This window comes from Vogesella urethralis (genome assembly GCF_007644045.2).
Taxonomy (GTDB): Bacteria; Pseudomonadota; Gammaproteobacteria; order Burkholderiales; family Chromobacteriaceae; genus Vogesella; species Vogesella urethralis.
Map to the genome: position 1 here is coordinate 1 of NZ_VMDW02000067.1, position 13196 is coordinate 13196.

General features: G+C 63.1%; 10 protein-coding genes. 7 read left to right on the forward strand and 3 right to left on the reverse strand.

What is annotated here, in order from left to right:
* Positions 1-74: 74 nt before the first annotated feature.
* The 6 genes from FLQ03_RS05955 to FLQ03_RS05980 all read left to right on the forward strand — a co-directional run bounded on the left by FLQ03_RS05955 (position 75) and on the right by FLQ03_RS05980 (position 6565).
* The gene (locus tag FLQ03_RS05955; protein WP_240802209.1) at positions 75-473 is read left to right on the forward strand and encodes a PH domain-containing protein; all 399 of its coding nucleotides are present in this window, start codon (positions 75-77) and stop codon (positions 471-473) included.
* Between the two features lie 196 nt (positions 474-669).
* On the forward strand, positions 670-2151 hold the full coding sequence (locus tag FLQ03_RS05960; protein WP_144373928.1) for a sensor domain-containing diguanylate cyclase: 1482 nt from the start codon (positions 670-672) through the stop codon (positions 2149-2151).
* Positions 2152-2203: 52 nt separating this feature from the next.
* Positions 2204-3241 (forward strand): aminopeptidase, encoded by a 1038-nt coding sequence (locus tag FLQ03_RS05965; RefSeq protein WP_170252317.1) that lies wholly within the window; start codon positions 2204-2206, stop codon positions 3239-3241.
* A 25-nt stretch (positions 3242-3266) separates the two neighbouring features.
* Complete coding sequence (locus tag FLQ03_RS05970; RefSeq protein WP_170252318.1) at positions 3267-3719, forward strand: DUF192 domain-containing protein; 453 nt, start codon at positions 3267-3269, stop codon at positions 3717-3719.
* Positions 3720-3983: 264 nt separating this feature from the next.
* Positions 3984-5597 carry a methyl-accepting chemotaxis protein gene (locus tag FLQ03_RS05975; RefSeq protein WP_144373931.1) on the forward strand — a complete coding sequence of 538 codons (1614 nt, stop codon included), beginning with the start codon at positions 3984-3986 and terminating at the stop codon, positions 5595-5597.
* A gap of 80 nt (positions 5598-5677) precedes the next feature.
* On the forward strand, positions 5678-6565 hold the full coding sequence (locus FLQ03_RS05980) for a dienelactone hydrolase family protein (RefSeq protein ID WP_144373932.1): 888 nt from the start codon (positions 5678-5680) through the stop codon (positions 6563-6565).
* Positions 6566-6739: 174 nt separating this feature from the next.
* Here FLQ03_RS05980 and ushA read toward each other — a convergent pair whose 3' ends face one another.
* On the reverse strand, positions 6740-8380 hold the full coding sequence (gene ushA, locus FLQ03_RS05985; RefSeq protein WP_144373933.1) for a bifunctional UDP-sugar hydrolase/5'-nucleotidase UshA: 1641 nt from the start codon (positions 8378-8380) through the stop codon (positions 6740-6742).
* A 105-nt stretch (positions 8381-8485) separates the two neighbouring features.
* Positions 8486-10171 carry a glutamine--tRNA ligase/YqeY domain fusion protein gene (locus tag FLQ03_RS05990; protein ID WP_144373934.1) on the reverse strand — a complete coding sequence of 562 codons (1686 nt, stop codon included), beginning with the start codon at positions 10169-10171 and terminating at the stop codon, positions 8486-8488.
* Between the two features lie 418 nt (positions 10172-10589).
* Here FLQ03_RS05990 and ppk2 point away from each other — a divergent pair, with 418 nt between their 5' ends.
* Complete coding sequence (ppk2, locus tag FLQ03_RS05995; protein WP_206210877.1) at positions 10590-11438, forward strand: polyphosphate kinase 2; 849 nt, start codon at positions 10590-10592, stop codon at positions 11436-11438.
* Between the two features lie 79 nt (positions 11439-11517).
* Here ppk2 and FLQ03_RS06000 read toward each other — a convergent pair whose 3' ends face one another.
* Positions 11518-13191: a SulP family inorganic anion transporter gene (locus FLQ03_RS06000; RefSeq protein ID WP_144373936.1), complete on the reverse strand. Its 1674-nt coding sequence runs from the start codon at positions 13189-13191 to the stop codon at positions 11518-11520.
* Positions 13192-13196 lie beyond the last annotated feature (5 nt).

Here is a 13196-nt window from a genome sequence, read left to right on the forward strand (position 1 = left end):
AAACGGTCCGCATGGGATAGATCTGCCCGGGGATTGGGGTAGCTCGACCTGCAGCTGATTTGTGCAACAAAGCCTTGCTGAAGCGCTATGACTACTACCAGCACGATATCGAAGGCGTGCAGCTGGAAACCGCCGGCACCATCGACCTGGACGTGGAACTGAAATTTGCGCTGGGCGGCCAGGCGTTTTCCATCGATGTGCACAAGGACCACCTGGAGCCGCTGAAGGACATCTACAAGGCGCTGATCGAGATCAGCCAGCTGATGGCGGACGAGCACCGTCGCTACCAGGAGGTAAACCACAGCCTGGACCGCGTGGTCAGCTCGCTGGCGCGCCACGGCGGTGACGGCGGAGAACTGGCCGGCCAGGCGCAGGCGCTGTACGGCTTTTACCATGCCACGCTGGCGCAGGCGGGCTCGGCCGCCCACCGCAAGGATTACGCCGAAGTATTCGAGCGCTTCATCCGCAGCTAGCCAGCTCCCACTGCCGGTGCCGGGCGGCTTGGCTGCCTGGCGCCTGCGGTAGCGGAGTCCGATAGACACCGCAGATGGCTACAATCATTTTATAGTAATGACTTTCATCAGCAGTTAAGATGTCTTCGCGTGTACCATAACGATAAAGCCGACGCAGGCACCGTACTTGCGGGCAGACACTTGCAATGGGGATGGAGTGGAGATAAGCCGAAAACAGCGCCAGATTACCTGGCTGATTGCCGTCATCCTGTTGGCCGGGACGGCGGCCAACCTGCTGATCAATTACTCGTCCAGCCGAGACCGCGTGCGGCAAGACATCATCGAGCAGGGCCTGCCGCTGACCGGTGACAATATCTATTCCGAAATCAGCAAGGACGTGGTGCGGCCCATCCTGGTGTCGTCGCTGATGGCGCACGACACCTTCGTGCGCGACTGGATTGTCGGCGGTGAGCAGTCTGCCACGCCGATTGCCCGCTACCTGAGCGAGATCCGCAACCGCTATCACACCTCTTCCAGCTTTGTGGTGTCGCGTGCCACGCTGCGCTACTACGCCCCCGGTGGCATTGCCCGCCAGGTGAACCCGGAAGCACCGATGGACCGCTGGTTTACCGAGGCGCTGCATTCCCCGCACGACTACGTGCTGAATATCGATACCGACCAGCAGAACGGCAACAAGCTGACCGCTTTCGTCAATTACAAAGCCTACGACTACAACAAGCGCGTCATTGCCGTGGTGGGGGTGGGGCTGACGGTTGAAGGCGTACGCGAAAAGATAGACCACTACGAAACCCGCTTTGAACGCGGCATTTCGCTGGTGAACGGCAAAGGGCAAGTGATCCTGCACGGCAAGCGCAGCAAAGGTGGCAACCTGCAGGACGACCCGGCGCTGGCGCCGATCGCCAGCCAGATCCTGCGCAACACCGGGCAGCCGCAGATTTTCTTTGTGCAGCGCCAGAACCACAACATCATCCTCAGCGTGCGCTACCTCAGCGATCTGGGCTGGTACCTGCTGGTAGAGCAGGATGAAACCGCCGAACTGGACAAGACGCGCAAGGCGATGATGCAAAGCCTGCTGGTCAGCGGCCTGATGGCGGTGGCCGTGATCGGGCTGATCCTGCTGATCAACCACCGCGGCAGCCGCGACCTGGCACGGCTGGCCACCACCGACCAGCTGACCGGCTGCGCCAACCGGCACGCGTTCCAGGAAACCTGGGCCCGGCAGACGCGTTCGGCGCGCCAGCGCAACAATACCCTGGCGCTGGTGATGCTGGACATCGACCACTTCAAACAGGTGAATGACAAGCTGGGGCACGTGGCCGGCGACCACGTGCTGGTGGCGGTGGCCAGCCTGTTGCGGCAGCAGGCGCGTAGCAGTGACAGCCTGGTACGCTGGGGCGGCGAAGAGTTTGTGATGCTGGTAGCCGGCGCCGAGCGCGAGGCACTGGCCAGCCACCTGGACGGCTTGCGGCAGCTGATCGCGGCCACACCGCTGCAAGTTGGCGGCGAGCAGGTGCAGGTGACGGTCAGCATGGGGGTCACGCTGTTTCCGGCAGGCCAGGGGCTGGACGATGTGGTGGCACAGGCCGACGCCGCGCTGTACCGTGCCAAGCAGAACGGGCGCAATAGCGTGGTGTTCCACGCGGCCGATGCCGGCCCGGCGCGTGCGGTGCTGGCCTGAGCCGGTGTCTGCGCACTATCATCCAGCCATTGACCCTGTAGGACGCATCTTCATGGCCCGAACCCTAGCTGCCGGCCTGTGCCTGCTGGCGTGCGGCCTGTCGCAGGCAGCACCGCCTGCCGTGCCTGGCGAGTTGGCCACCCGCGAAACCCGCTACATCGCCAGCCAGTTTGCCGGCCGTCTGGCCGGCTCCGACCGTGATTTTGCCGCGTCGGAGTACCTGTACCTGCAACTGGCCAGCCTGGGCTACCACACCACCTTCCAGGCTTTCGATACCGACTACCAGTACGTGTTTGCCAACAATGTGCGGCAGAAACGGCTGCTGTCTACCCGCAATGTGGTGGCAGTCAAACCCGGCCGCAGCGGCAAGATGATTGTGATCGGTGCCCACCTCGATACCGCTACCACGCTGCACGAAGTCCACGAAGGCGTGTTTGGCGGCCCCGAGCTGCAAGGCCTGGACGACAATGCCTCCGGCCTGGGCGTGTTGCTGGAGCTGGCGCAGCAACTGGCCAGCGTGCCCGCCGAGCACACGCTGGTGTTTGTCGGCTTCGGCGCCAAGGAGCTGGGCCGCAAGGGCTCGCAAGCCTACCTGGCCGGGCTGGCACCGGCACAGCGCGGCAATATGCTGCTGATGATCAATCTGGATAGCCTGCTTACCGGCGACCAGCTGTACTTTACCGCTGGCAAACAGACTACCGCGGCCAACCCGGCTGCCGGCGCTGCCCGCGACCGGGCGCTGGCGCTGGCGGCAAGCCTGGGCGTTGACGCCGCCACCAATCCGGGCCGCCATCCCGACTACCCGGCCGGTACTGGCTGCTGTTCCGACCAGGAAAGCTTCGATCAGGCCGGTATACCGGTGCTGGCGTTGGAGGCCACCAACTGGACACTGGGGCAGGGCGACGGTTATACCCAGACCAGCCTGCCCGGCATAACCGGTGGCAGCAGCTGGCACCGCCCCGATATCGATAACCTGGATCGCCTGCCGACGCTGCTGTCGCCCGGGCGCCTGGCGCAGCGTGCCCGCGACAGCGTGCGCGTGCTGCTGCCCTTGCTGCACGAACTGGCCGGCGTGCGCGGCCAACCCTGACAAGGAACCCCCGATGCTGCGTCGCATGCTGCCAATCCTCTTTGCCCTGATTTCAGCCACGCTGTACGCCGACACTGTTGCCAGCGCGCCCGCCGCAGCCATGCCCAGCTGTAGCGTGCGCTTCGACAATGGCCGCACGCTCACCGCCGTGCCGTTGGCCGCCAGCGACGAGGCGCGCAGCCGCGGCCTGTCGCAGCGGGAGGATGTCTCGTCCGGCATGTGGTTTGCCTTCGAGCAGCCGCAGTTGCTGCGCTTCTGGATGCGCGATACCTGGCGCCCGCTGTCCATCGGCTTTATCGACGCTCAGGGCGAGCTGTTCCAGATTGTGGACATGACGCCGATGTCGCTGGACGTACATCAGTCATCACGCCCGGGTGTGGCGGCGCTGGAATTGCCGCAAGGCGGCTTTGCCGCGCTGGGGGTGACCCCCGGGCAGCGCGTGCTGCTGCAAGATTGCCACCAGGTGCCAGATAATTGATGCTGCTACGATTTGGCATATAAATTTTGTTTTATGCTAATAATTATTCATCGATGTTGTTTTGTTTTATAGAAATTTCATATTATTGGCAGATATTGCTTTTAATGGTCGATTTTAAGCATTAGCTTTCCTGATTTTCCTGCCTTTTGCATCGTCATTGTTAATTTGATAATAATTCTCATTTGATAGTTTTTGTCGCTATCATCCCTGCCATGCAAAGCGTGGCCACGCCACGGCGTGGTGGTTATCAAGGGAAGATAGGCAATGAAGATTCGTAGCAAGCTGGTCCTGTTCGGGCTGATGGGCGTGTTGGGCGTAACGGCGGTGGGCGGCATGACGGTGCTGCAACTCAGCCATATCCGCGAAGACGCGCGGCAGATTGCCGACATCTATGCCCCGCAGATGTATGTCATTGCCGACGTTGCCGAAGACTACGGTGATGCCCGGCGTGCAGCGTTGATGTTTCTCAGTGAGCGCGACAGCAGCCGCTGGCCGGCCATGTCGCACACTTTTCGCCAAGAAGTCGCGGCAACCCAGGCGGGGCTGGACCGCTATCTGGCCATGACCCGTGACGCCGCCGAGCAGCAACGCATCCAGGCTGCCAAAGCCGATATGGGGCGTTACGAGTCGGCGGTGTTGCAGGCGTTTGCCTACCAGGAGCAAGGCGACCTGCAACGGGTGCAGCAGATAGTCCATGCCATCCGTCCGGTGGGTAATCAGCTCACTGCCTTCACCAAGGCCCTTAAGCCGGCCAATCTGGAAAAGATCAATCAGCACAACGGCAGCTTGTTTGCTGCGATCGACCTCGCCGTGCAGTGGAGTGGTGTCATTGTGGCGTTCTGCTTGCTATTGCTGCTGGTTTGCGCTGTGCTGCTGGGCCGCAGCATCAGTCGGCCTTTGCTATTGATGCGGCAGGCGGTGCGTCACGTTGGCGACAATCTCGATCTGGGCCACCGCGCCCGCCATCCGGCCCAGGACGAAGTGGGCGAAGTATTCACCTCTTTCCATGGCCTGCTGGATGTGTTGGGCGCCAATCTGCGCGACATGCAGCAAGTGGGCGTCAGCATAGGCGGTACCGCCGGCCAGCTGAAGGTTTCCTCGCAAAGCCTGTACGAAAAGGCCAGCGCTACCAGCCAGGCCAGCACCAGCATGGCCGCCACAGTGGAAGAAGTGGCGGCCAGTATCCGCCTGGTGGCCGAGCACGCGCAGGGCGTGGACGGTGTGGCGCAGCGTGCGGGTGAGGAGGCCCAGCAGGGCAGCATGGTGATCGAGGAAACCATTGTCTGCATCAACGACATGGCGGCGCAGGTGCACCAGACCGCCGGTGACCTGCAACGCCTGCAGGGCAGCACCGAGCAGATCAACCATGCAGTGGTCATGATCCAGGACATTGCCGACCAGACCAACCTGCTGGCGCTGAATGCGGCCATTGAAGCTGCACGTGCCGGAGAGAGTGGCCGCGGTTTTGCCGTGGTGGCCGACGAAGTACGCAAGCTGGCGGAGCGCACCACGCAAACCACGGCACAGATTACCGACACCATCGAGCGCATCCGCCAGGAAACCGAGCGCAGCAGCCAGGCCATGCAGTCGGCGGTGGCACAGGTGGAGCAGGGTGTGGCGCGGGCCGGTGCGGCCAACCTGGCCGTACGCCAGATTGTGGATAGCGCTGCCCAGGTCAAGCAGCAGGTGGGCGAGATTACCCAGTCGATGTCGGAGCAGTCGCAGGCGTTGGCACTGATCAGCGTGGAAATCGAGCGCATGGCTAACCTGGCCGAAGCCAGCCACCAGACTGCCGGCGAACTGGCCGGTGGCAGCCGCCTGCTGGATCAGCATGGTCAGGGGCTGTTGCAGATGCTGGGCAAGTACCGGCTGGCGTAAACGCGGCGGGATTTTTTCCGGCACGGCATGGTCTATGCTGGCTTGTTGTGCATGCCACCCATCCAGCCAGGGAGCCAAACATGAGCCAGAAGCCTGAACTGCCCGCTGTCAGCCAGGACATTATCCAGCTGTACGACGAATACACCCACGCACCGCTATCGCGGCGCGATTTTTTCCAGCGCCTGACGCGGCTGGCCGGTGGCACCGCTGCCGCCTACGCCATCCTGCCGCTGCTGGAAAACAACTATGCCCAAGCACAGCAGGTGGCCGCCAGCGACAGCCGCCTGCAAGCTGCCGACACCGTATTCGGCCGCCTTGGCGATGCCAGCCTCAACGGCTACCGCGTACAGCCTGCCCATGCTGATGTGCGCCAGCTGCCGGCGGTGATCGTCATCCACGAAAACCGTGGCCTCAACCCGCATATTCGCGACGTGGCCCGCAAGCTGGCGCTGGAGGGCTTTGTGGTGCTGGCGCCGGATTATCTGTCTACCAAAGGTGGTACGCCGGCGGACGAAGACAAGGCGCGCGAGCTATTCGGCAGCCTGGACGCGGCGCTGTCGCGCGATGTGTCGCTGGCGGCGCTGGCCTATCTGCAGGCGCAGGGCAACGGCAAGGTGGGGGCAGTGGGCTTCTGCTGGGGTGGCGGCCAAGTGGGGCAACTGGCGGTGCATGCGCCGGCGCTGGGCGCCGGGGTGGTGTACTACGGCGCGCAGCCGGCCGCTGCCGACGTGCCGCGCATCAAGGCGCCGCTGCTGCTGCATTATGCCGCGCTGGACGAGCGCATCAATGCCGGTATTCCGGCGTTCGAGGACGCACTGAAAGCGGCCGGCTCCCGCTACACGCTGCAGCTGTACCCGGGCGTCAACCACGCGTTCAACAACGATACCAACGCCGCCCGTTACGACAAGGCCGCCGCCGAGCTGGCCTGGGGCCGTACCGTGGCCTTCTTGCGCCAGCAGCTGGCGTAAGGCGTTGTCGCTAGCGTCAAACAGCAAGGCCGCTGCAGCGCAGCGGCCTTGCTGTTTTCGCCTGTGGCCAACGTTCGGGCAGACAAAAGCCCCCGCTCTGGCAGACAAAGCGGGGGCCTTGGGGTGTGGCAAGCGGCCAGGTTGGCCGCGTGCGGCCAAGCTGGCGCCAGAGGCTTACTTGCGCACGATCTCGCCGGCCGGGTCGAAGGCGCCGGCCTTGATCACGCCACCCCGGGCGCTGATGAAGGCTTTCAGCACGTCGGCATCGGCGTAGCCGGTGTTGACGTAACCCTTGTGGGTGGACAGTTTCGGGTAGCCATCACCACCGGCGGCGGTGAAGTTGTTCAGTGCCACGCGGTAGGTCTTGGCCGGGTCGATGTCCTTGCCACCGATCTGCGCCTGTTTCACGTCACCGCCCTCGATTACCAGTTTCACGCCGGCAAACTGCGGGAAGGCGCCGGAACCCGGGCTCATCTTGGCCGCGGTGCGCAGCAGCTCCAGCGCTTCTTTGCCGTTCATGTCCACGTACACCAGGGTGTTGCCGAACGGTTGTACCTTCAGCACGTCCTTGTAGGTGATCTTGCCGGCAGCGATGGAGTCGCGCACGCCACCCGAGTTCATGATGGCAAAGTCGGCCTGCGCTTTTTCTTTCATCGCGCTGGCAATCAGGATGCCCATGCTGGTGGGCTGGCTGCGTACCTGGTTGCGGTCGCCGACCAGTTTGCCTTCGGTAGCGCCGATTTCCACCGACAGCGCTTCCTGGCCTTTTTCCTGGTAGGGCTTGAGGAAGTTCAGCACCTCACTGTGCTCGTGTACCTGCTGGGTGTAGTACACCTTCTGTTCCTTGCCGTCGGCACCTTTCACCGTCTTCTTCAGGTTAATCGGGATCAGCTGGTACTTCACCAGCTTGAACTCGCCATTGCGGAACTCGAAGTCGGCGCGGCCAACGTATTTGCCCCATTCGTGCGCTTGTACGATCCAGGCGCCGTTCTGGCGGTCCGGTGCGCAATCGGTGCCCGGTACGTAGGCAGTGTCACGCACGTTTTCGGCTTTCATGCAGACCGGGCTCTGGCTGTGGCCGCCCACGATCAGGTCCAGGCCCTTGACTGCACGTGCCATTTCCACGTCGCCCGGTGCATTCACGCCATGGTTGCCATCGTCGTAGTGGCCCATGTGGGTGGTGGCGATCACCACGTCAGCCTGCTTGCGCAGCTGTGGTACCAGTTTGGCGGCTTCGCGCGCCGGTTTGCGGAACTCGATACCCTTGGTGTTTTCCGGGTTGGTCAGCTTTTTGGTGTCGTCGGTGGTCAGGCCCATCACCGCCACGCGCACATCGCCCAGTTTGAAGATGCGGTACGGTTCGAACAGGCGCTTGCCATCCTTGTAGATGTTGGCCGACAGCATCGGGAAGTTGATCCACTGGCGCTGTTTGGCCAGCACTTCCGGCGATTTGTCGAATTCGTGGTTGCCCACTGCCATGGCGTCGTAGCCCAGCAGGTTCATGCCCTTGAAGTCCGGCTCGGCGTCCTGCATGTCGGATTCCGGCACGCCGGTGTTTACGTCGCCGCCGTCCAGCAGCAGGCTGTAGCCGCCGTTCTTGCGCACGTCGGCGCGAATCTGTTCGATCACGTTCTTGCGTGCGGCCATGCCGTATTCGCCGTCGCTATTGCGCCAGAAGCGGCCGTGGTGATCGTTGGTGTGAAGGATGGTGATCTTGTAAACCTGGTCTTTCACCGGTTTGGCCAGTGCGGTACCGGAGGTGGCGGACATGGCGGCAAGCACGGACAGGCAGAGTGCCGGATAGCGTAGTTTCATGGATGGGCCCCGTATTTCGTTTTATAGACGCAGACCCTGCAGTATCGCGCAGGGCAAAAAAAAACGGCAAGCCCCTGCGTGCAGGGCTTGCCGTGATGGCAGATTTTATTTGCTCCAGTTGTCTTTCAGGCCAACGGTGCGGTTGAACACCGGCTTGGCGCCCGCCTGGTGGTCGTGGCGGTCGGTCACGAAGTAACCGATGCGCTCGAACTGGTAGCGGGTTTCCGGCGCAGCCTGCAGCACCACCGGCTCTACGTAGCCGGTAATGGTGGTCAGCGAGGCCGGGTTCAGGAAGTTCATGAAGTCGACGTACTCGCCGTCGTCGCCGCGTACCGCGTCCGGGCGCGCTTCGGTGAACAGGCGGTCGTACAGGCGCACTTCGGCTTCGATGGCATGGTTGGCGGCAATCCAGTGGATCACGCCCTTCACCTTGCGGCCAACCGGGTTCTGGCCCAGCGTGTCGTGGTCGATCGAGCACTTCAGCTCCACCACCTTGCCGCTGTCGTCCTTGATCACTTCATCGCACTTGATCACGTAGCTGTAGCGCAGGCGCACTTCGCCGCCCGGCGTCAGGCGCTGCCACTTCGGCGGCGGTACTTCAGCGAAGTCTTCGCGTTCGATGTAGATCTCGCGTGCCAGCGGAATCTCGCGCTCGCCCATTTCCGGGTGGTGCGGGTGGAACGGTGCGCTGCGGCTGCCGCTCACGCCTTCCTGGTAGTTGGTGAGCGTGACCTTGATCGGGTCCAGCACCGCAATCACGCGCGGCGATTCGTTTTCCAGCGACTCGCGCACCGCGCCTTCCAGCACCGACATGTCGATGATGTTTTCGCTCTTGGACACGCCGATGCGCTGCGCAAACAGGCGGATGCCGGCCGGGCTGTAGCCACGGCGGCGCATGCCGGCGATGGTGGGCATGCGCGGGTCGTCCCAGCCGGTGACCACGCCCTGGTTCACCAGATGTTGCAGCTTGCGCTTGGAGGTCAGCGCGTACAGCAGCTCCAGGCGCGAGAATTCGATCTGTTGCGGGTGGTGGCCGATGCTGATGTTGTCCAGCACCCAGTCGTACAGCGGGCGGTGGTCTTCGAATTCCAGCGAGCACAGGCTGTGGGTGATGCCTTCGATGGCGTCGGAAATGCAGTGCGTGTAGTCGTACATCGGGTAGATGCACCACTTGTCGCCGGTACGGTGGTGATGCACGCGGCGGATACGGTAGATGGCCGGGTCACGCAGGTTGATGTTGGGCGAGGCCATGTCTATCTTCAGGCGCAGCGTCTTGCTGCCGTCGGCAAACTCGCCGTTCTTCATGCGGGTGAACAGGTCGAGGTTGTCCTCCACGCTGCGTTCACGGTACGGGCTGTTCTTGCCCGGTGCGGTCAGGCCGCCACGGTACTCGCGCATTTCGTCCGGCGTCAGGTCGCAGACGAAGGCCTTGCCGGCGCGGATCAGCTCCACGGCAAAGTCGTACAGCTGGTCGAAGTAATCGGAAGCAAAACGGATGTCGCCGTTCCACTGGAAGCCCAGCCAGCTGATGTCCTCGCGGAAGGCCTGTACGAACTCGTCGGATTCTTTTTCCGGGTTGGTGTCGTCCATGCGCAGGTTGCACTGGCCGTTGTAGTCTTCGGCCAGGCCGAAGTTGATGCAGATCGCCTTGGCGTGGCCCACGTGGGCGTAGCCGTTCGGCTCGGGCGGAAAGCGGGTTACCACCGCGGCACGTTTGCCGGTGGCCAGGTCTTCGTCGATGATCGAGCGGATGAAGTTGCTGATCACCGGAGCATTGTTTTCTGCAGACATCGGTTTTAGTGGGTTGAGCAATCGATAATCGTACGATTGTAACCGATAACCCCACCATCGCGGCTAGTGCCCCGCAGGGCAGGCGAGGATTGTGATGGCGATCGGGCCAGCCATGCGCTGGCGCAAGCCGTGGCGAAGGTGGCTGCAGCGTGGGCGAGGATTTGCGCCATATCAAATCCATTTATCGAAATGGATAAATATGACAAGACACCGGCGTAGCATGGCTTTGTCACACACCCCACGAGGCAAGCCCATGAACGATAACGACAAGGCCCTGGTGGCCGATTCCGACACCGTCATTTCCGACGCGGCCAACCCGCCGGCAGCCCCGGCGCGCAAACCGCGCAAAACCCCGGCCCAGGTGCGCCGCGAGGCCGCCGCCCGCGAGATCGAGGCCGTCAGCCATGCGCCGGTCGCCATGCAGGTGGCGCACGCGCCGCAGGGCTCGTCCGAAGACAGCAATAGCGCGCCGCTGCCGGCCGACTACCCGTACAAGAACCGCATCAAGCGCGCCGACTACGAGCGCCAGAAAGCCGAGCTGCAGGTGGAACTGCTGAAGGTGCAAAGCTGGGTGAAGGAAACCGGCCAGAAGATCGTGGTGATCTTTGAAGGCCGCGACGCTGCCGGCAAGGGCGGCACCATCAAGCGCTTCATGGAGCACCTGAACCCGCGCGGCGCCCGTGTGGTGGCGCTGGAAAAACCTACCGAGCAGGAACGCGGCCAGTGGTATTTCCAGCGTTACATCCAGCTGCTGCCTACCGCCGGCGAGATCGTGCTGTTCGACCGCAGCTGGTACAACCGTGCCGGTGTGGAGCGGGTGATGGGCTTCTGCAACCCGCAGGAATACCTGGAGTTCATGCGCCAGACGCCGCAGCTGGAGCGCATGCTGGTGAACAGCGGCATCCGCCTGTTCAAGTTCTGGTTCTCGGTAAGCCGTGAAGAGCAGCTGCGCCGCTTCATCTCGCGCCGCGACGACCCGCTGAAGCACTGGAAACTGTCGCCGATCGACATCCAGTCGCTGGACAAATGGGACGACTACACCGAAGCCAAGAAGGCGATGTTCTTCCACACCGACACCGCCGACGCGCCGTGGACGGTGATCAAGTCCGACGACAAGAAGCGCGCACGCTTGAACTGCCTGCGCCACTTCCTGTGGACGCTGCCGTACCCCGGCAAGAACGAAGCCATCCTGAAGCCGGACGTATTGGTGGTGGGCCCGGCGTCGCAGGTGTTCGAGGCGTCCGAGAAGGAAATCAGCCGCTTTTAGCGGGTTAAACAGCCGGCGGTGGTAGCCGGTAGAGTGTCAGGGTTGGCCGCAGCGTGCGGCCAACCTTTTTCCTTGCCCATCAGCCCCACACCACGCCGCTGGTGAGGATGTCTTCGGCGCGGCGCAAGGCGGTGACCAGGTCGGGCTGGATATTGCGTTCGCCCATTTCCTCCGCCAGCGGTGCGTGGCGGATCATGGCGGTAATCTCGTTGCCGGCGCCGCACAGGATCAGCGTGCGGTCTTGCTGTTGCAGCCGTTCGTTCAGCGTGGACAGCGCCAGCAGGCCGCTGGTGTCCAGCAGCACCAGCCGGTGCAACTGCAGGATGATCACCCGCGCGTCGGTGGCTTCGGTGATGATGTGCTCCAGCGAGTCGGCCGCACCAAAGAACAGCGCGCCCTCGACACGGAAGGCCACGCAGCCGTCCGGCACGTGCTTGCCGGCAATGGAATGCCGCTCGTACATCAGCGCGTGCTCGGCGCGCAGGCGCTGGATGCTGGTGCTGGCCGCCATGCGGCGGATAAAGAACACGGCCGCCATCATCAGGCCGATCTGTACCGCGATGGTCAGGTCGAACACCACGGTCAGCACGAAGGTGACGATCAGGATGGCCGTGTCCTGGCGCGGAAACTGCGCCGCCTTGCGCACGTCCCAGTCGCCCATCTTGATCGACACCGAAATCAGGATGGCGGCCAGCGCTGCCAGCGGAATGTAGGCCGCCAGCGGCGCGGCGATCAGGATCACCAGCAACAGCAGCGCGGCGTGCACGATGCCGGCGACCGGTGTTTGGCCGCCGTTGCTGATGTTGGTGGCAGTGCGGGCGATGGCGCCGGTAGCCGGTATGCCGCCAAAAAACGGCACTACCATATTGGCGATGCCCTGCGCGATCAGTTCCTGGTTGGCGTCGTGCTTGTCGCCGGTGAGGCTGTCGGCCACCACCGCGCACAGCAGCGACTCGATAGCGCCCAGCAGCGCGATGGTAAACGCCGGCGCCAGCAGGTCGGACAGGTGTTCGGGGTCGAAGCTCAGGCCGTGCACCTCGGGCAGGCCCTGCGGAATGCCGCCGAATTTGCTGCCAATGGTGGCCAGTGGCAGCTCGAACAGCGTTACCGTTAGCGTGGCCAGGATCAGCGCCACAAACGGCCCTGGCAGCGTCTTGCCCAGCTTTTTCGGCCACAGCAGGATCAGCAGCAGCGTGGCCATGGCAATGGCCAGCGTTAGCGGGTCGAATTGCGGCAGGGTATGGCGCAGCAGGTCGATGACGGCAAAGAAGCCGGCCGGCATCTTGTCGATCGGCAGCCCGAAGAAGTCTTTCAGCTGGGTAAGGAAGATCAGCACCGCAATGCCGTTGGTAAAGCCGGTAATCAGCGGCATCGGAAAAAACTTGATCACCTGGCCTAGCCGCAGCAGCCCCATGATCACCAGCATCACCCCGGCCATGAAAGTACACAGGATCAGGTTGGCCACGCCGTACTTCAGCACGATGCCGTAGATGATGACGATGAAGGCGCCGGTGGGGCCGGTAACGCATAGCCGGGTGCCGCCCAGCGCCGACGCCAGGAAGCCGGCAATGACGGCGGTAAAGATGCCGGCCTGCGGCGGTACCCCGCTGGCAATGGCAAACGCCATGGCCAAGGGTAGTGCCACGATGCCGACGGTGAGGCCGGCCATCAGGTCTTGGCGGAACAGGGCCCGGTTGTAGTGACGCAGCGATTCCAGCAGGGTGGGGCGCAGCCCCGGCAAGGCGGTGAGCATGGCAG